Below are 18,278 nucleotides of genomic sequence, written 5' to 3'. Positions count from 1 at the left end.
AGCAGCCACCAGACCCTTCCCTGACGTTTGGTGCTCTTGGAACACTCCTTCCGCGCACAATCCGTCAATCAGAACCGACCGGTCGAACACCCTCAAGGGGAGAGGTCCCTCACTCATGCCCGAAGTCAACCGGCGCAGATTCCTTCAGCTCGCGGGCGCCACCTCCGCGTTCACCGCGCTGTCGAGCAGTATTCAGCGTGCCGCCGCCATCCCGGCGAACCACCGCACGGGGTCGATCGAGGACGTCGAGCACATCGTCGTCCTGATGCAGGAGAACCGTTCGTTCGACCACTACTTCGGCAAGCTGAGAGGCGTCCGCGGCTTCGGCGACCCGCACCCGGTGACGCTGGACAACGGCAAGTCGGTGTGGCACCAGTCCGACGGCACCAAGGACCTGCTGCCCTTCCACCCGACCGCCGACGACCTCGGCATGCAGTTCCTGGAGGGCCTGCCGCACGGCTGGACCGACGGCCAGCAGGCCTACAACGGCGGCAAGTACGACAAGTGGGTCCCGGCCAAGGGCACCACGACCATGGCGTACCTGAACCGCGAGGACATCCCGTTCCACTACGCCCTCGCCGACGCGTTCACCATCTGCGACGCTTACCACTGCTCGTTCATCGGCTCCACCGACCCCAACCGCTACTACATGTGGTCGGGTCACACGGGCAACGACGGCACCGGCGGCGGCCCGGTGCTCGGCAACGACGAGCTGGGCTACGGCTGGACGACCTACCCCGAGCGCCTGGAAGCGGCCGGGATCTCCTGGAAGATCTACCAGGACATCGGCGACGGCCTGGACGCGGCCGGTTCCTGGGGCTGGATCAGCGACGCCTACCGCGGCAACTACGGCGACAACTCGCTGCTGTACTTCAACAAGTACCGCAACGCCCAGCCCGGTGAGCCCTGGTACGACAAGGCCCGCACCGGTACCGACGTCAAGAACGGCGACGGCTACTTCGACCGGCTCAGGGCCGACGTCAAGGCCGGGAAGCTGCCGCAGATCTCCTGGATCGCCGCCCCCGAGGCCTTCAGCGAGCACTCCAACTGGCCCTCGAACTACGGCGCCTGGTACATCGCCCAGGTCCTGGACGCCCTCACCTCCAACCCGGAGGTCTGGTCGAGGACGGCCCTGTTCATCACGTACGACGAGAACGACGGCTTCTTCGACCACCTGGTGCCGCCGCTCCCGCCCAAGGACGCCTCCCGGGGCAAGTCCACCGTCGATGTCTCGCTCGACCTCTACCAGGGCGACAGCCGCCGCCCGGCCGGCCCCTACGGCCTCGGCCCGCGCGTGCCCATGCTCGTCGTCTCGCCGTGGAGCAAGGGCGGCTACGTCTGCTCCGAGACCCTGGACCACACCTCGATCCTGCGGTTCATGGAGCGCCGCTTCGGCGTCAAGGAGACCAACATCTCCCCGTGGCGCCGGACCGTGTGCGGCGACCTGACCTCGGCCTTCGACTTCTCCCGCAAGGACAGCCGCCCGGCCGCCCTGCCGGGGACGGACGAGTACGAGCCGCAGGACCGCGAGCGGCACCCCGACTACCGGCCGACCCCGCCGGCCGACCCGGACATGCCCCGCCAGGAGCGCGGTCTGCGCCCGGCCCGCCCGCTGAAGTACGCCCCTCGCGTGGACGGGTCGGTGGACGCGGCGACCGGCAGGTTCACGCTGACCTTCGCCTCCGGCGCCAAGGCGGGCGCCGCCTTCCTGGTGACCTCCGGCAACCGCACCGACGGACCGTGGCAGTACACCACCGAGGCGGGCAAGTCCCTCGCGGACACCTGGAACTCGGTGTACTCGAACGGTTCGTACAACCTGACCGTGCACGGCCCGAACGGCTTCCTGCGCGTCTTCAAGGGCCCGAACAAGACCGCCGGGCCCGAGGTCACCGCCCGCCACACCGGTGACCGCGTCGAGCTGACCCTCACCAACAAGGGCTCCGGCACGGTCCGCCTGAAGGTCACCAGCGCCTACGGCGGGTCGCCGCGGACCTTCACCGTGCGCCCCGGCGCCACCGTCCGGCACACCGCCGACCTCACGGCGAGCCGGCGCTGGTACGACCTGACCGTCACCTCCGACACCGACGCGGCGTTCCTGCGGCGGTTCGCGGGTCATGTCGAGAACGGTCGTCCCGGTGTGAGTGACCCGGCGATCGCCACCGAGTAGTCGGGCGGGGCCGTCGGCGCGCGGCTCACAGCGGCGTGAGGTGTCCCGGCCGCGGTTGCCGGGGCACCAGCGCCGGTTCCGCCGCCGCCGTGCCCGGCTCCAGAGCCAGCACGGCGGCGACGGGGTGCTCGTCGTCGGCGTAGGGCACCGGGTGGCCGTCGGTGGCGTACGGCACCGCTTGGTCGTCGCCGGTGTACGGCAGGACGTGCTCGGTGTCGGCGTACGGCGCCTCCTCGACGGCAACGGGGTGCGTGACCCGCGTCAGCAGGATCACGCCCCACGCCGCCACCCCCGCGCCCGCCAGCGCGAGCAGGATCCCTGCCGCGCCGCCCTTGACGCGCTCGTCGAGCAGGGCGAGCCCGATCAGCGCGGCGGCCACCGGGTTGGACAGGGTGACGAGTGCGAGCGGGGCGTCCAGGCCGTCCCGATAGGCCGACTGCGACAGCAGCAGTCCGCCCGCCGCGAAGGCCGCGACGACCAGGGCCACCCCGATCACCTGCATGCTCAGCAGCGATCCCGAGCGGTCCGTCGCGGCCACCGTCACGGTCTGGGTGAGCGCCGAGGCCACTCCGGAGGCGACCCCGGACGCGGTCGCGTGCCGCAGCCCCTGCCGCCTGCCGGGCCGGCCGAGCGCCGCGATCAGAACCGACGTGACCCCGGCGACCGCGACCGCCTCGGAGACGCTCAGCACGTCGTCGGGGGCGTGCCCGGAGGCCGTGACGAGGATCGCCGCGAGGCCGAGCAGGGTGAGGGCGGTGCCGCGCCACTCCACGGCGCTGACCCGGCGTCCCGCGACCCGCGCGCCCAGCGGCACGGCCGCGACCAGGGTGAGCGCGCCGAGCGGCTGGACCACGGTGAGCGGTCCGTACTTCAGGGCGACCACGTGCAGCAGCGCGCCGGTGGCGTTCAGCCCGACCGTCGACCACCAGGCGCCCGAGCCCAGCAGCCGCAGTACTCCGGTGCCCGGCGTGCGCGAGGCGAGCCGCTCCTGGGCGACGGCGGCGGCCGCGTAGGCGACGGCCGAGAACAGGGACAGCACTACGGCGAGCAGTGTGGCGTTCATCGGCCCGCTCCCACGAGGGTCGGTTCTCCGGACAGTGCTTCGGTCGGTACTTCGGTCCGTGCTTCGGTCGGTACGAGGTGCCCGCTGCCGCGGCCCGCTGTGGTGCGGGTGCGGTGCGGCAGGTGGATCACGGCGAGGGCGAGGCCCAGCAGGGCCGCGGCCACCACCGCGTCGAGCCAGTAGTGGTTGGCCGTCCCCACGATCACCAGCAGGGTCACCAGCGGATGCAGCAGCCACAGCCAGCGCCGGCGGGAGCGGGTGGCGACGATCAGACCGATCGCCACCATCAGGGCCCAGCCGAAGTGCAGCGAGGGCATCGCCGCGAACTGGTTCGACAGGTGGTCGCTGGAGGGCGGGCCGTACACGGAGGGGCCGTACACCCGCGCGGTGTCGACCAGGCCGGTCGCCCCGAGCATGCGCGGCGGGGCCAGCGGGAAGAGCAGGTGTCCCACCAGGGCGACCGCGGTGACGGTGGCCAGGATCCGGCGGGCCCACACGTAGTGCGCGGGGCGGCGCAGGTAGAGCCAGACCAGGAAGGCCACGGTGGCCGGGAAGTGGACGGTCGCGTAGTAGGTGTTCGCGACATGGACCAGGGTGTCGCCGTGCAGCAGCACCGACTGCACCGAGCCCTCGCCGGGCAGATGGACGGCTCGCTCCAGGTCCCACACCCGGTGGGCGTTGCGGAAGGCCTCGCCGGTGTGGCCCGTGGCCAGCTGCCGGCCGAACTTGTAGACGAGGAAGAGCCCTGCGACGAGCAGGAGCTCCCGGACGAGCGGCGGACGCGTTATCGCGTCCGACTCGGCTTCTGCAGGCTCGGTGCGGGCATTCATTCCCCCGGCCCTTTCGCTGACGGTGGTGCGTGGGTGGTGCGGGCGGCGGCCCGCGAAGTGGGTGACTCCGCGGACGTGCCGAACTCATCGATACGGGTGAGTACCGAAACGGCACTGTACCGATACGCCAGTGTACCGATACGGTCGGGTACCGGTACACTGTCGTATCGATAGACATAGGCCACACTGGAAGAACCCGAGCGAGGAGAAGAGCCGATGACGTCGCAGGCCGCGGACGGACCGGAGACGGTCGCCGCCTCGCGCCGCTCCAAGATCACGCCCGAGCGTGAGCGGGAGTTCTTCGACGCCGTCCTCGACCAGATCCGCGAGTGCGGATACGACGCCGTCACCATGGAGGGCATCGCCGCGAGCACGCGGTGCAGCAAGTCCACGCTCTACCGGCAGTGGAAGACCAAGCCCCAGTTCGTCGCCGCGGCCCTGCGCTCCAGCCGCCGCCCGCGCTTCGCCGGCATCGACACCGGGACCCTCGCGGGGGACCTGCGGGAGGCCGGACGGGCGGTGGGCGACTGGTCCGGCGACACCACGGTCCTGCTCCAGGCCTTCGGGCACGCGGTCACCCAGGACCGTGAGCTTCAGCACGCGCTGCGCGAGGCGCTCGTCGAGCCCGAGCTGGCCGCCCTCCAGGCGATCATCCAGCGAGGCGTCGATCGCGGTGAGATCGCCGCCGACCATCCCGCGCTGCCGTACGTCGCCGCGCAGATCTTCGGGGTGCTGCGCGCCCGGCCGGTCCTGGAGGGCGAGTTCGCCGACCCGGACTATCTGCTGCGGTTCGTGGAGGCCGCCGTACTGCCCGCGCTGGGCCTGACACAACAGACATGAGACTCAGGCCGCCGTCCACGGGATGACTGGACGGTGACCTGCGACGCGCCGCACCGTGGGGACGGGGGCGGCGCGCACCCCCCGGCCGGGTGGGGTCCCTCTTTGAGCGGAGAGGTGCTCCACCCGGCCGTTCGCTTGCCGGGGCGCCCGGCGAACAGTTCCCCCCGGGTCATCGCTTTCCCGGGGCGCCGGGCGATCGTTCCCCCGAGGCCCCGCGCGACGGCGTCAGACGTCCTGGCCGCTGCCGCCGCCGGACGCCACCTCGATCCCCTCCGTGATCTCGTCGATCACGCTCTGCTTCTCGCCGACGTCGACACCGAAGCGGACCACCACGATCTGCCCGGAGTCCGCGGGGGAGGGGAAGGCGAGCGACTCGACGTAACCGTCGGCGCCCTTGCTGGTGATCGCCTTCCAGCGGACCAGATAGCCCTTCTGTCCGGCCACGGTCACCGCCTTGGAGGCCAGCACCTCGTGCGAGGTGATCTCGCCGTACCCCTCGCCGTAGGACTGCTCGGCGTTCTTCTCGATGTCGGCCTTGGCGACCTCCTCGGCGGTCTCGCCCGAGGTTCCCAGCACCCGGGCGGGGGCCGAGTAGGCGCCCCCCTTGGTGCAGTTCTGGGAGGTGTCGCCGGGGCACTTGTACGAGTCCTCCGAGGTCACCGAGGCGCCCACGGTGATCTCCTGGCCGTACCAGCCGTCCGGCACCGGCAGGCTGATCCCGCTGATCGAGTCGGTCACCGAACCGCTCTCGATCCGGGGCGCCTCGGAACCCTCGGGGGAGGGCGAGGGCTCCCCCTCCGGACGGCCGTCCTCGAAGGGATCCTCGCCGTCCGGCCCGCGCTGGTCGTCCTGACTGTCCGGCGTCCGCTGCGCGGTGGCGGTGCCGCCGTCCGAGTCCCCGCTGTCGGCGAGGACGTACACGCCCACTCCGATGCTCGCGAGGACCGCGGCGGCCACCGCCACGGCTATGCCCGTGCGCAACCCGCGCCGTCGGCCGTCGGACGGCGGTGTCGGATATCCCGGATACCCCGGATGTGCGGGATATCCGGGATACCCCTGATACTCCGGATGAGCCGGATGGGGCGGGTTGGGTGGATAGGCCGGGTTGCCCGCGGCGACGGGGTCGGCCGGGTGGGCCGGCTGTCCCCCCGCGGCCGGCGAAGGCGCCGGCGGACCCCATGCGGAGGCCGATCCCGCGGGGCGGGTCTGCTCCGTCCATGCCCTGCCGTCCCACCAGCGCTCGCCGGCGGGACCGTCACTTGTCTGCCCCGGGTCGGGATACCACCCGGGAGGAGTCACCTGCGTCATGGGTCCACCGTATGAGGCGACGGTGAAAGCCGTATGAGAGGGATCGGGACCGGTCCGGACCGCCGCCTTGTCATCCTCCCGAACGATCCGTCACCCGTGACGGCAACAGCTGCCCGGTCCGCCCTCCAAGCGGGCTGCCCGAGGACTACGCTCAAGTCCTGTACGTCGTTCGGGCGACTTGGGGAGGTAGCGGGATGACGGAGGTACGGCCCACACCGGCCACCTCGGCTTCCCTGTGGGAGCGCGACGCCGAAGTCGCCGCCGTCGTACGGGCGGTGGAGACCCTGGCCGCCGACCGTTCCTCCCCCGGCAGTCTGTTGGTGATCCGCGGCGAGGCGGGCCTCGGCAAGACCGCCCTGCTGGCCGAGACCCGGCGCATCGCCGAGGCGCGCGGCTGCCAGGTGTGGTCCGCCCGCGGCGGCGAGACCCTGAGGTCCGTCCCCTTCAACGTGGTACGGCAGTTGCTCCAGCCCGCGCTGGTGTCGCTGCTGCCGGAGGAGGCCCGCGATTACCTCGGTGACTGGTACGACATCGCCGGCCCCGCCCTCGGCATAACGGAACCCGGCGAGCGCCGCGCCGACCCGCAGGGCGTGTGCGACGGCCTGGTCGCCGCGGTACGCCGACTCGCCCGGCGCGACTGGCCGCTGGTGCTGCTGATCGACGACGCGCACTGGGCCGACCAGGAGACCCTGCGCTGGCTCGCCGCCTTCGCCGAGCGCCTCGACGACGTGCCGGTGCTGGTCGTCGTGGCCCGTCGGCCCGGTGACGTGCGCGGCGAGAGCGCCCGTCACCTCGACGCGGTCGCCGCCGCCGCGAGCCGCCCCGCCGCCACCCTCAGCGCACTGAGCCCGGACGCCACCGCGAGCCTCACCCGCGCCACCGTCGGCGGACACGCCGACGCCGCGTTCTGCCGCGAGGTCTGGGCCGTCACCGCCGGAAACCCCTACGAGACCGTCGAGCTCCTCGCCAAGGTGCAGGACACCGAGATCGATCCGGTCGAGTCCTCAGCGGCCGAACTGCGGGCCCTGAACCGCTCCGCCCGCGGCGGCGGACTCGTCGCCCGCCTGGAAGGGCTCGGCATCGAGGCCACCCGGTTCGCCTGGGCGGCCGCCATACTCGGCGCCGGCATCACCGTCGACCAGGTGGCCCGGCTCGCCACCATGGGCACCGAGGACGCCGTGCGCTGCGCCGACCTGCTGTGCAACGCCCGTATCCTCACCGCCCCCGACCCGGCCGTCGCCCCGGTCGAGGAAGGCGACCTGGAGTTCGTCCACCCACTGATCGCCTCCGCCGTCTACAACTCCATCCCGCCCGCGCTGTGCACCGCCATGCACGGCATCGCCGCCCGCGTGGTCACCGACTCCGGGCGCGGAGCCGCGGCCGCCTCCCGCCACCTGCTGGAGGTCCACCCGGACGACGACGCCGAACTCGTCGGACAGTTGCGCGAGGCAGCCGCCGAACACCTCGCCGTCGGCGCCCCGGACGCGGCCCGCCGTTGTCTGGAACGCGCCCTGCGCGAGCCGCCCCTGCCCGAGGTCCACCCCCATGTGCTCTACGAACTCGGCTGCGCCGCCCTGCTGACCGCACCGGCCACCACCATCAGCCATCTGCGCAGCGCCCTCGCCATGCCCGGACTCGACGGCCCCGAGCGGGTGGACGCGGTCTACCGGCTCTCCCAGGCGCTGCTGCACAACGACCAGTTGGAGGAGGCGGTCCGTACCGTCGAGGCGGAGGCCGCCCGGCACGAGTCCGGCCCCGCCCGGTTGCGGTTGCAGGCCGTGCAGTACATGTGGGAGGGCATCCACGCGGGCGAGGCCAGCTCGCCCGAGCGCTCCGAGCGGCTCGCCGAACTCGCCCGCACCTGCACCGGGCGGGACAACTCCGAGCGCGCCCTGCTCATCCTGCGCGGCTTCGACGCCATGGCCCACGGCGAGAACGCCGAGGAGGTCGTCGAGCTGTGCGACCGCGCCCTGGTCAACGGCCGCCTCGCGCCCGGGCTCGGCTGGACCGACCCCGAGTGGGGCGTCGAGATCCTGATGATGCTGGCCAGCGCGTACACCTACACCGACCGGCTCGACCGCGCCGAGACCATGTTCACGGAGGCCCTGCGCACCTACGAGTCGGCCGGCTGGAGCGGCGGCCACCTGGCCCTGGCCCACGCCTTCCTCGGCTTCGCCCACCGCCGACGCGGCCGCCTCCGGGAGGCCGAGAGCTCACTGCGCGAGTCCCTGCGGATCGCCGAGCGCGTCGGCCGTGGACTGCCGCTGTACTGGTCGGCGAGCTGCAACCTCGTCGACACCCTGCTGGCCCGCGGCCATGTCCAGGAGGCCTGGGACGTCGCCGAACAGTACGGCTTCGCACCGCCCTACCCGTCCACCATCGTGCTGCCCGACCCACGCTCCGTGCGGGGCAGGCTGCTCCTCGCGGTGGGCCGCACCCAGGACGCCGTCAACGAACTGGAGGCTGCGGAGAAGGCGGCGAACGCGCGAGGCCACCACAACCCGGTGATGGTCCCCTGGGCCGTCGACCTCGCCCGGGCCCTCGCCACCCAGGATCCGGCGCGGGCCGCCCAGCTCGCCACCGACGTCCGCCGGCGTGCCGAGCGCTTCGGCACCGACACGGCCATCGGCGAGGCCCTGCGCTGCGCCGCCGCCCTGGAGACCGGCCAGCGCGCGGTCCGGCTCGCCGCTCAGGCGGTCACCTTCCTGGAGGCCTCCCCCTGCCAGTACGAACACGCGGCGGCCCGTATCGAGTACGGCATCGCGTCCCGTTCCACCGCCGAACTGACCCGCGGTCTGACTCTGGCCCGCAAGTGCGGCGCGGACGGCCTGGTGACCCAGGCCGAGGAACTGCTGGCGTCCGGGGCGGGGTTGGACTAGCGGGACCGAGCGGCGTTCCTGGGGGCGGGGTTGGCCCAGCGGGGCGAGCAGTGTTCCTGGAGGGGCCGGGTTGGCCTAGCGGGGCGGAGCAGCCTTCCTGGAGGAGCCGGGGTTGGCTTGACGGGACGGAGCAGTGTTCCTGGTGGGGCGAGGAAGGCTCAGGCGCCGAGCAGCTGATCCGTCGTCGCCGCCAGCCGCTCGCGCACGTCCGGGTCGTACGTCGCCCGGTGCGCCCGGGCCGGGGCCGTGCTGTCGAAGAAGCCACCGCTGCCCAAGTCCCGGGTGGCCAGGGCCAGTACGCCGGGCGCTCCGTCGGCTACGGTGCTCCAGGGCGTGACACCGCCCTCGCGGACCATCGCCGTGTCCATGTAGGTGGCCGGGTGCAGCACGTTCACCGAGACCCCGGTGCCCGCCAGCTCTTCGGCGAGCGTGAAGGTGTGCGCGGCGAGCGCGAACTTGCTGCGGCAGTACGCGGCGAAGCCCTCGTACCCGCGCGTGAACCCGGGGTCGTCGAAGTCGACGGGCTCCTGGCCGACCGAGCCGATGTTGACGATCCGGGCGGGCGCGTTCGCGCGCAGCACCGGCAGCAGGGCGCTGGTGAGCGCGACCGGCGCCAAGTAGTTGACGGCGAACCGCAGTTCATGTCCGTCGGCGCTCAGCTCCCGCCCCGCCCCGGGCGAACCGCCGCCGACCCCGGCGTTGTTGATCAGCACATCGAGATCCGGATGCGCGGCGGCGACATGGGAGCCCAGCTCCCGCACCCGCGCCAGTGAGGCCAGGTCGGCGACGAAGCCCTCCGCGTCCCCCTCCGCGCGCAGCTCCTCGACGAGCCGCTCCGTGCGCCCGGCGTCCCGGCCGTGGGCCAGGACGACATGCCCTGCGCGGACCAGCTCGAAGGCGACGTGGCGGCCGAGCCCGGAGGTGGCGCCGGTGATCAGAATCGTGGACATGCCTCCACCGTAGCCAGGCGGGGCCGACGGGGGCGGGCTGCCGGTGCGTGCGGGGCCCGCCACGGTCAGCCCTCTTCCTCCTCCGCGAGCACCCGCTGCGCCGTCGCGAACGCCGAGTTCGCCGCGGGGACTCCGCAGTACACGGCCGTCTGGAGCAGTACCGCGCCGATCTCCTGCGGGGTGAGCCCGTTGCGTCGGGCGGCCCGCACATGCATCGCCAGCTCCTCGTAGTGGCCGTGGGCGACCAGCGCGGTCAGCGTGATCATGCTGCGTTCCCGGCGGCTGAGCGTCGGGTCGGTCCAGATCTCGCCCCACGCGTAGCGGGAGATGAAGTCCTGGAAGCGTGCCGTGAAGGGGGTCTGGCGGGCCTGGGCCCGGTCCACGTGCGCGTCGCCGAGCACCTCCCGGCGCACTTCCATGCCACGGGGGGCGCCGCCGCCGAGGTGGGCGCGCAGGGCGGTCAGGACGGCCTCCGGGCACTGGGCGGCTGCCAGGTGGGAGGCGCCCGGGATCTCCACGAGCGCCGCACCCGGCACCGCGTCGGCGATCTCCCGGAGATGGGCCGGCGGGGTCGCCGGGTCCTCCCGGCCCGCGATCAGCAGCGTCGGCACGGAGATCTCCGCCAGCCGGTCGCGCAGATCAAAGGCGGCCAGCGCGTCGCAGCAGGCCGCGTACGCCTCCGGATCGGCGTCCCGATGGTCCTGGACGAGCCGCGGCACGGTGAACCCGGGCGTGAACCAACGGGAGTCGGCGCCCTCGGCGAGACCGGCGAGCCCTTCGGCACGCACCAGCGCGGCCCGTTCCTGCCAGGGCCCGGCCCCGTTGAAGTGGGCCGAGGAACAGATCACGGCCAGCGAGTACACCCGCTCCGGACGGTGCACCGCCAGATGCAGGCCGACGGCCCCGCCGAGCGACACCCCGGCATAGGCGAACCGCTCCATGCCGAGCGAGTCGGCGAGCCGCAGCACCAGTTCCGCCAGGTCCCCGACGGTGGCGCCGGGCCCGATCAGGTCCGCCGCCGAGCCACCGTGCCCGGGGAGGTCCCAGCGCACCACCCGGTGCCCGATGGACAGCTCGGGCGCGACCGCGTCCCACAGCGCGTACGAGGTGCCGAGCGACGGACCGAGCAGCAGCGGGGGAGCGGAAGCGGATCCCTCGGCACGGTGATTGAGGAGTAGATCGGTCAACGTCGCTCCAGAGCACGGTCGGTGAGGGCAGCGGCGCTGCCGGTGTAGCGGGCGGGGTCGGTGAGTTCGGCGAGGTCTACGTCCTTCAACTCCGGCTGCTCGGACAGAAGTTCGGCAAGTGGACGCCCCTCGGTGTGGGCACGTCGGGCCAGCTCCGTCAGCAGTTCCTTGGCGCGGGCGCGGCCCAGCACCGGGGTCAGCCCGGCGGACAGCCGCTCCGAGACGATCAACCCGTGCGTGAGAGCGAGGTGTTCCCGCATCGCGGAGGCGTCGATCCGCAGCCCCTCGGCGAGTTCGGCCGCGTCCCGGGCGGCCCCGCCGGTCAGCCGGAGCAGTTCACGCAGCGGTTCCCACTCGGCGTGCCAGGCCCCGGCCGGCCGCTCGTCCTCGGCGGCCAGCGAGCCGTACAGCGTCGCCGCGAGCTGCGGCGCTCGCCGGGCGGCCGCCGCGACGAGCGTGGACCGTACGGGGTTGGCCTTGTGCGGCATGGCCGACGAACCGCCGCCGCTGTCCTCCGCCAGTTCGGCGATCTCGGTCCGGGACAGCGTCAGCACATCCACCGCGACCTTGCCGAGCGCCCCGGCCGTGAACGCCAGGCACCCGGCCAGATCGGCGACCGGGGTCCGCAGGGTGTGCCAGGGCAGGGTCGGCGCCGTGAGCCCCGCCTCCCGGGCGTAGGCCGCGACCAGCGCGGTCGGGTCCTCGATGCCGTACGCGGTGAAGGCGGCCAACGTCCCAGCAGCGCCGCCGAGTTGCACCGGCAGCGCATCCCGCACGGCGGTGATCCGGTCCCGCGCGTCCAGCACGAGCGCCCGCCAGCCCGCCGCCTTCAGCCCGAACGTCGTCGGTACGGCGTGCTGGGTGAGGGTGCGCCCCGGCATCACCGTGTCCCGGTGCTCGACGGCCAGCCGGGCCAGCGCCGACCCGGTGCGGTCCAGGTCGGCGAGGAGAAGGCCGAGGGTGCGATGGGCGACCAGCATCGTGGCGGTGTCCATGATGTCCTGGCTGGTCGCGCCCCGGTGCACGTACGGGCCGTACTCCTCGCCCACCGCCTTCGTCAGATCGGCGACGAGCGGGATGACGGGGTTGCCCCCGGCGCGGGCGCGCGCCGCGATCGACCCCAGGTCGAACCGGCCCGCGTCGGCGGCCTCGGTCACCGCCGCCGCGGCCCCGGCCGGGCCCTGCGCCCGGGTCAGCGCGGCCTCGGCGTCGAGCAGGGCCTGCAGATAGGCGGTGTCACTCGTCGCGGACGCGGCGGCACAGGACGCCCACCCGGGACCGAGCGGACTGTCGGCAGAACTCACTGGAACTCCAGGAAGACCGTCTCGCCTTCGCCCTGAAGGCGGATGTCGAAACGGTAGGTGCCCTGCCCCTGATCTTCGGCGATCAGCGTGGCGCGTCGCTCCGGCGCCACCCGGGACAGCAGCGGGTCCGCGGTGAGGGCGGCCTCGTCGCCCGGCAGGTAGATCCGCGTGTACAGGTGGACGAGCAGCCCGCGCGCGAAGAGACACACGCTGAGGTACGGCGCGCTCTGCCCGCGCGCGCCCGGCCGCAGCGTCCGCGCCGTCCAGTGACCGCCTGCGTCGGTCTGGACGCGCCCCCAGCCGGTGAACTCCACGCCGTTGCGGCCCAGGAAGCCGCCGCTGGCGGGGTCGCGCCGCATGGAGCCGTCGACCTGGGACACCCGGCCCTCCGGGTCGGGACCCCACAGCTCCAGGAACGCGTCCGGCAGCGGGTTGCCCTCGCCGTCGTGGACGTATCCCTGGAGCGCGATCGTGTCCGGGTGGCCCACCGGGGCGATGTCACCGCCGCCGGGGAAGGGCAGGGCGTGGCCGTAGAAGGGGCCGACGGTGTGCGACGGGGTCGGCAGCACGGTCTCGGGGCGGCTGGTGTCGATCTTCGTCATGGCGGTCAGCGCCCTTCCTCGATCCAGGTGGCGTTCGGGCCGTCGAGCACGATGTCCCAGTGGTAGCCCATGGAGAACTCCGGCACCGACAGACTGTGGTCGTACGTCGCGATCAGCCGCTGCCGGGCCGCGTCGTCCGTGACCGACTGGATGATCGGGTCGTACGGGAACAGCGGGTCGCTCGGGAAGTACATCTGCGTCACCAGCCGCTGCGTGAACGCCGTACCGAAGACCGAGAAGTGGATGTGCGCCGGGCGCCAGGCGTTGAGGTGCTGACGCCAGGGGTACGGGCCCGGCTGGATCGTCGTGAAGCGGTACTGCCCGTTGTCGTCGGTCAGCGTCCGGCCGACGCCGGTGAAGTTCGGGTCCAGCGGGGCGTCGTGCTGCTCGCGCTGGTGGGCGTAGCGACCGGCGGAGTTGGCCTGCCAGATCTCCACGAGCTGGCCGCGGATCGGGCGTCCGTCGCGGTCGAGCAGGCGCCCGGAGACGGTGATGCGCTCACCGATCGGCTCGCCGGTGTGCTGCCGGGTCAGGTCGTTGTCGATCTCGGTGATGTCCCGCTCCCCGAAGGCGGGGGAGTGCAGTTCCACCAGCTCCGGGTCCTTGCTGACGTCTATCGCGACCGGCGGCTGCTTGGGGTGGCGCAGAACGGAGGAGCGGTACGGCGCGTAGTCGCGGCGCGGGTGATGCTCCACGGGTGCGCCGTCGGCGACGCGCTTCTCGTAGGCGGCGTGCTCGGCCGCGATCTCCTGGTCGATGGCGTGCTGGGTGAGAGTCATGGGTGGGATTCCTCGGGATTCTCAGCGTTCGAGGACGAGGGCGAGGCCTTGGCCGACGCCGATGCAGAGGGTGGCGACGCCGATTCCACCGCCCTTGCGGGCGAGTTGGTGGGCGACGGTGCCGGCGAGGCGGGCACCGGAGGCGCCGAGGGGGTGGCCGAGGGCGATGGCGCCGCCCTGCGGGTTGAGGATCGACGGGTCGAACTCGGGCCATTCGGCGACGCATCCGAGGACCTGGGCGGCGAAGGCCTCGTTGAGTTCGAGGACGTCGAGGTCGGCGAAGGTCTTGCCGGCCTTGGTCAGGGCGCGGTTGACGGCCTCGACGGGGGCGAGGCCGAAGTAGTGCGGGTCCAGGGCGTTGACGCCGGTGGCGGAGAGACGGGCGAGGGGTTCACGCCCGGTGGCCTGCAGGCCCTCCTCGTCGACGAGGAGGAGGGCGGCGGCGCCGTCGTTGAGGGGCGAGGCGTTGCCCGCGGTGACGGTGCCGCCGTCCTTGCGGAACGACGGCTTCAGCTTGGCCATGGCTTCCAGGGAGGCGTCCTGGCGCACGCACTCGTCGGCGCCGAAGACCACGGGGTCCCCCTTGCGCCGGGGGATCGAGACGGGCGCGAGCTCCGCCTCGAACAGGCCCGCCTGCTGGGCCGCGGCCGCCTTCTGGTGGCTGCGCAGGGCGAACTCGTCCTGCTGTTCCCGCGTGATCTTGTGCTTGTCGGCGATGAGTTCGGCGGACTCGCCGAGCGGGACGGTCCACTGGGGTTCCATCCGCGGGTTGACCATGCGCCAGCCCAGGGTGGTGGAGTACAGCTCGGTGTGGGCGGCCGGGAAGGGCTTGTCGTTCTTGGGCAGCACGTACGGCGCCCGGGTCATGGACTCCACACCACCGGCTACGGCGATGTGGGCGTCCCCGGCCGCGATGGCGCGGGCCGCCTGGATGACCGCCTCCAGGCCGGAGGCGCACAGGCGGTTGACGGTGACGCCGGGCACGGAGGTCGGCAGTCCCGCCAGCAGCGCGGCCATGCGGCCGACGTTGCGGTTCTCCTCGCCGGCGCCGTTGGCGTTGCCGAAGTAGACGTCCTCGATCCGGGACGGGTCCAAGTCCGGCGTACGGGCGAGCAGTTCGCGCAGGGCGTGGGCGCCGAGGTCGTCGGGGCGGACGCTCGCGAGACCGCCGTTGTAACGGCCGATGGGCGTCCGCACCGCGTCGACGATGTACACCGGGTTCACAGCAGATCCTCCGCAACGGTCAGCTTCGCGTCGGTCTTCGCGATGATCTCGTCAACGCCCACTTCGGGCGCTGTCTCGACGAGCACCAGACCCTCCGGTGTCACATCGATCACCCCGAGATCCGTGATGACCCGGTTCACGCACGCCTTGCCCGTGAGCGGCAGCGCGCACTCGGTGAGGATCTTCGGCGAGCCGTCCTTGGCCGTGTGGGTCATCACCACGATGACCGTACGGGCTCCGTGGACCAGGTCCATCGCGCCGCCGATCCCGGTGATCAGCTTCCCCGGGATGGCCCAGTTCGCCAGATCGCCGCCCGCCGACACCTGCATCGCCCCCAGCACGGCCACATCGACATGACCGCCCCGGATCATCGAGAACGACAGCGCCGAGTCGAAGAAGGAGGCCCCCGGCAGAACCGTGACCGTCTCCTTGCCCGCGTTGATCAGATCCGGATCGACCTGATCGTCGGTCGGATAGGGGCCGGTGCCGAGGATCCCGTTCTCCGACTCCAGGATCACCTCCACACCCTCCGGGAGGTGGTTCGGGATCAGCGTCGGGAGCCCGATACCGAGGTTGACGTACTGCCCGTCCTCGAGCTCCCTCGCCGCCCGCGCGGCCATCTCTTCCCGCGTCCAGGCCATCAGTTGCTCACCGTCCGCTGCTCGATCCTCTTGTCCGCCGCCTGCTCCGGCGTGAGTGCCAGGACCCGCTGCACGAAGATCCCCGGCAGGTGCACCGCGTCCGGGTCGATCTCGCCGGGCTCGACCAGCTCCTCCACCTCGGCAACCGTGATCCGTCCGGCCATCGCCGCGAGCGGGTTGAAGTTGCGGGAGGACTTGTTGAACACCAGGTTCCCGTGCCGGTCGCCCTTCGCGGCCCGCACCAGGGCGAAATCGGTGCGGATCCCGTGCTCCAGCACGTACTCGGTGCCGTCGAACTCCCGGACCTCCTTGGCCGGCGAGGCGAGTGCGACGCCGCCGGAGCCGTCGTAGCGCCAGGGCAGTCCGCCCTCGGCGACCTGCGTGCCCACTCCGGCGGGGGTGTAGAAGGCGGGGATCCCGGCGCCGCCGGCCCGCAGCCGTTCGGCGAGCGTGCCCTGCGGGATCATCTCCACCTCCAGCTCCCCGGCCAGGTACTGCCGGGCGAACTCCTTGTTCGCGCCGATGTACGAGCCGGTGACCCGCGCGATCCGCCCGGCCGCGAGCAGCACCGCCAGCCCGGACTCCATCGCCCCGCAGTTGTTGGACACCACCGACAGGCCGCTCACGCCCCGCGCGTACAGGGCACCGATCAGCACGTTCGGCACACCGCTCAGCCCGAAACCACCCACCGCCAGCGACGCGCCGTCCGGCACGTCAGCCACCGCCTCGACAGCCGTGGCGACCACCTTGTCCATCCGTGAAGCCCCATCTCGTCCGAGCGCCCGGTCCGTCAATTAATCAGGGCACTGAGTATTTCAGCGGGTGTCCCTCACGCTGCCACCGGAGGGCCTGGGCGTCAAGGCCCCCGTAAAATGGCACGTCGCTGGTGGAGACGGTCTGAGTCGAGGAATGTATTGTTCAGTGCACCGACGAATCAGACGACAGGAGCGCACATGGCCGCGGTGGACTTGACCACCCACCCCGGGCACCTGGCCCGGCGGTTGCAGCAGGCGCACTACCTGCTGTGGAACACGATGGTCTCGGAGGAGATCACCTCCCCGCAGTTCGCCGTGCTGAACGCGCTCGTCGCCGAGCCGGGCCTGGACCAGCGGACCGTGGGGGAGCGCGTGGGGCTCGACCGGTCCACCATCGCGGAGGTCATCAGCCGGCTCGGCCGCCGCGGGCTGCTGGACAAGGTCCGTGACCCGCAGGACGGCCGGCGCTTCCTGCTGCGTCTGACGGACGACGGGGCGCGCACCCACCGCAAGCTCACCGTCCGCACGGCCCGGATGAACCAGATCTTCCTCGCCCCGCTCTCCGCCGAGGAACAGACGGTCTTCTTCGACCTGATCCGGCGGGTCGCGGACGCGGCCGAGGGGCTCCGCAACCCCTCGGAACCCCTCGTCGCGCAGAGCTGAGCCGCGTGCCCCCGCCCTCTCAGGCGCCCTTGGCCAGCACCACCCACACCTGGCCCTCCGCGAAGTTCACCGGGCTGCCCTCCGAGGTCGTGAACTCGGTGCCGTCCCCCGCGCTCGCGCGCTTCCAGTCGACGTCGTAGGCCCGTCCGTCGCGCAGCACCTTCGCCTTACCGGAGCCCACGGTCTCGGTGTACGGCGTGTAGTTGCCGTTCGAGTCGTGGAAGTCGGACTTGCGGATGTTCACGTACTGCACGACGACCGTGGCCGGGGCCACCCGGGTGCCGTCCGTTATCACCGTGGGAGCGCCGTCCTGCGAGACCAGCCAGCGGCCGTGGCTCTCGGACCAGGTGAAGTCGAAGCGGGCGGCGGGATAGCTGACGGTCTCCGACGTGTCGGCCGTGCCGCCGGAGGGCGCGGGTCCGAAGTGGAAGCCGGTGGTCAGGGCCTCGGAGCCGGGGGCGGAGGCGACGAGCCGGTCGGGGCGCAGATAGAGATTGTGCGGGGAGGGTCTTTCGGTGTCGCGGAAGTAGGCGTCGGAGGTCCTGCCCGGCGGCTGCGCGTTCAGGGGCGCCTTGTCGATCAGCGGGAGCAGCTTGCGCTGAGCGCCGGAGAAGGCGAGTGTCGGCTCGTCGAACTGACGCAGCAGCTCCAGATCGGACTCGCGTGCGCTGCGCACCGGGCCGATGACCTCGGGCAGCTCGGACGCGTACACGGCCATCAGCCGGCTCAGTCCGCCCTCGACCTGCTCGACGTAGACGAGGTCCGCCGAGTCCAGGCCCGTCTGGGGCTTGGCCCGGCGGACGTTGTCGATCTTCACGGCGAGGACCGATCCCTCGGCCGCGCGGGTGGGGCCGACGCTCTCCCGTCGCTCGTCGTCGGATCCGCGCCCGTCGTCCCGTCCGCCGTCCGGCGTGCCGCAGCCCGCCGCCAGGGAGATGGTCATCGCCGTGGCCAGCAGTGCCGCGGTCGTCGCGGCGCGTCTCTTGCGCGTCCTGTGTCCCATGCTCACCGGAGCCACCCCGTTCTGTTGTCATGATTGTGCGCTTATGAGTTCATTGCTGGCCATACCCGCTCGAATCTGGTTGA

Annotated in this window: 16 protein-coding genes; 4 read left to right on the top strand and 12 right to left on the bottom strand. The window is 72.2% G+C overall.

Annotation, left to right across the window (positions count from 1 at the left end; all coding sequences use genetic code 11):
* Positions 1-115 precede the first annotated feature (115 nt).
* Entirely contained in the window at positions 116-2,167 is a 2,052-nt protein-coding gene (locus tag ACWDRW_RS12580; RefSeq protein ID WP_451722545.1) for a phosphocholine-specific phospholipase C, read from the top strand.
* 25 nt (positions 2,168-2,192) lie between these two features.
* On the opposite strand, the gene ACWDRW_RS12575 is transcribed toward ACWDRW_RS12580, so the two are convergent.
* Positions 2,193-3,230 carry a hypothetical protein gene (locus ACWDRW_RS12575; RefSeq protein ID WP_451722544.1) on the bottom strand — a complete coding sequence of 346 codons (1,038 nt, stop codon included), beginning with the start codon at positions 3,228-3,230 and terminating at the stop codon, positions 2,193-2,195.
* A complete protein-coding gene (locus ACWDRW_RS12570) occupies positions 3,227-4,060 on the bottom strand; it encodes a phosphatase PAP2 family protein (protein ID WP_451722543.1) in 834 nt (277 codons plus the stop codon). The genes ACWDRW_RS12575 and ACWDRW_RS12570 overlap by 4 nt, the downstream gene beginning before the upstream one ends.
* Positions 4,061-4,276: 216 nt before the next feature.
* On the opposite strand from ACWDRW_RS12570, the gene ACWDRW_RS12565 reads away from it, so the two are divergent.
* Positions 4,277-4,900, top strand: a complete 624-nt coding sequence (locus tag ACWDRW_RS12565; protein ID WP_451722542.1) for a TetR/AcrR family transcriptional regulator — start codon at positions 4,277-4,279, stop codon at positions 4,898-4,900.
* A gap of 225 nt (positions 4,901-5,125) precedes the next feature.
* Here the strand turns inward: ACWDRW_RS12565 and ACWDRW_RS12560 are convergent, their stop codons facing one another.
* Positions 5,126-6,208 (bottom strand): DUF2510 domain-containing protein, encoded by a 1,083-nt coding sequence (locus tag ACWDRW_RS12560; protein ID WP_451722540.1) that lies wholly within the window; start codon positions 6,206-6,208, stop codon positions 5,126-5,128.
* Between the two features lie 194 nt (positions 6,209-6,402).
* On the opposite strand from ACWDRW_RS12560, the gene ACWDRW_RS12555 reads away from it, so the two are divergent.
* Positions 6,403-9,087 (top strand): ATP-binding protein, encoded by a 2,685-nt coding sequence (locus ACWDRW_RS12555; RefSeq protein WP_451722539.1) that lies wholly within the window; start codon positions 6,403-6,405, stop codon positions 9,085-9,087.
* 158 nt (positions 9,088-9,245) lie between these two features.
* Here ACWDRW_RS12555 and ACWDRW_RS12550 read toward each other — a convergent pair whose 3' ends face one another.
* The 8 genes from ACWDRW_RS12550 to ACWDRW_RS12515 all read right to left on the bottom strand — a co-directional run bounded on the left by ACWDRW_RS12550 (position 9,246) and on the right by ACWDRW_RS12515 (position 16,529).
* Positions 9,246-10,037 carry an SDR family NAD(P)-dependent oxidoreductase gene (locus tag ACWDRW_RS12550; protein ID WP_451722537.1) on the bottom strand — a complete coding sequence of 264 codons (792 nt, stop codon included), beginning with the start codon at positions 10,035-10,037 and terminating at the stop codon, positions 9,246-9,248.
* A gap of 65 nt (positions 10,038-10,102) precedes the next feature.
* On the bottom strand, positions 10,103-11,224 hold the full coding sequence (gene pcaDC, locus ACWDRW_RS12545; RefSeq protein ID WP_451722536.1) for a bifunctional 3-oxoadipate enol-lactonase/4-carboxymuconolactone decarboxylase PcaDC: 1,122 nt from the start codon (positions 11,222-11,224) through the stop codon (positions 10,103-10,105).
* Complete coding sequence (pcaB, locus tag ACWDRW_RS12540; protein WP_451722534.1) at positions 11,221-12,528, bottom strand: 3-carboxy-cis,cis-muconate cycloisomerase; 1,308 nt, start codon at positions 12,526-12,528, stop codon at positions 11,221-11,223. The genes pcaDC and pcaB overlap by 4 nt, the downstream gene beginning before the upstream one ends.
* On the bottom strand, positions 12,525-13,130 hold the full coding sequence (gene pcaG, locus ACWDRW_RS12535; RefSeq protein ID WP_451722533.1) for a protocatechuate 3,4-dioxygenase subunit alpha: 606 nt from the start codon (positions 13,128-13,130) through the stop codon (positions 12,525-12,527). Before pcaG ends, pcaB begins: the two co-directional genes overlap by 4 nt.
* A 5-nt stretch (positions 13,131-13,135) precedes the next feature.
* The gene (gene pcaH / locus ACWDRW_RS12530; protein WP_451722532.1) at positions 13,136-13,909 is read right to left on the bottom strand and encodes a protocatechuate 3,4-dioxygenase subunit beta; all 774 of its coding nucleotides are present in this window, start codon (positions 13,907-13,909) and stop codon (positions 13,136-13,138) included.
* A 21-nt stretch (positions 13,910-13,930) separates the two neighbouring features.
* Entirely contained in the window at positions 13,931-15,133 is a 1,203-nt protein-coding gene (locus ACWDRW_RS12525) for a thiolase family protein (protein WP_451722531.1), read from the bottom strand.
* Entirely contained in the window at positions 15,130-15,774 is a 645-nt protein-coding gene (locus tag ACWDRW_RS12520) for a CoA transferase subunit B (protein ID WP_451722530.1), read from the bottom strand. The genes ACWDRW_RS12525 and ACWDRW_RS12520 overlap by 4 nt, the downstream gene beginning before the upstream one ends.
* Positions 15,774-16,529 (bottom strand): CoA transferase subunit A, encoded by a 756-nt coding sequence (locus ACWDRW_RS12515; protein WP_451722528.1) that lies wholly within the window; start codon positions 16,527-16,529, stop codon positions 15,774-15,776. The genes ACWDRW_RS12520 and ACWDRW_RS12515 overlap by 1 nt, the downstream gene beginning before the upstream one ends.
* Before the next feature lie 198 nt (positions 16,530-16,727).
* Between ACWDRW_RS12515 and ACWDRW_RS12510 the strand changes: the two genes are divergently transcribed.
* Positions 16,728-17,192 (top strand): MarR family winged helix-turn-helix transcriptional regulator, encoded by a 465-nt coding sequence (locus ACWDRW_RS12510; RefSeq protein ID WP_451722527.1) that lies wholly within the window; start codon positions 16,728-16,730, stop codon positions 17,190-17,192.
* A gap of 19 nt (positions 17,193-17,211) precedes the next feature.
* Here the strand turns inward: ACWDRW_RS12510 and ACWDRW_RS12505 are convergent, their stop codons facing one another.
* A complete protein-coding gene (locus ACWDRW_RS12505; protein WP_451722526.1) occupies positions 17,212-18,195 on the bottom strand; it encodes a DUF3048 domain-containing protein in 984 nt (327 codons plus the stop codon).
* Positions 18,196-18,278 lie beyond the last annotated feature (83 nt).

This window comes from Streptomyces sp. NPDC003635 (assembly GCF_053587635.1).
Note: the sequence above shows the minus strand (reverse complement) of the source record. Positions and strands in the feature narration are given on the sequence as shown.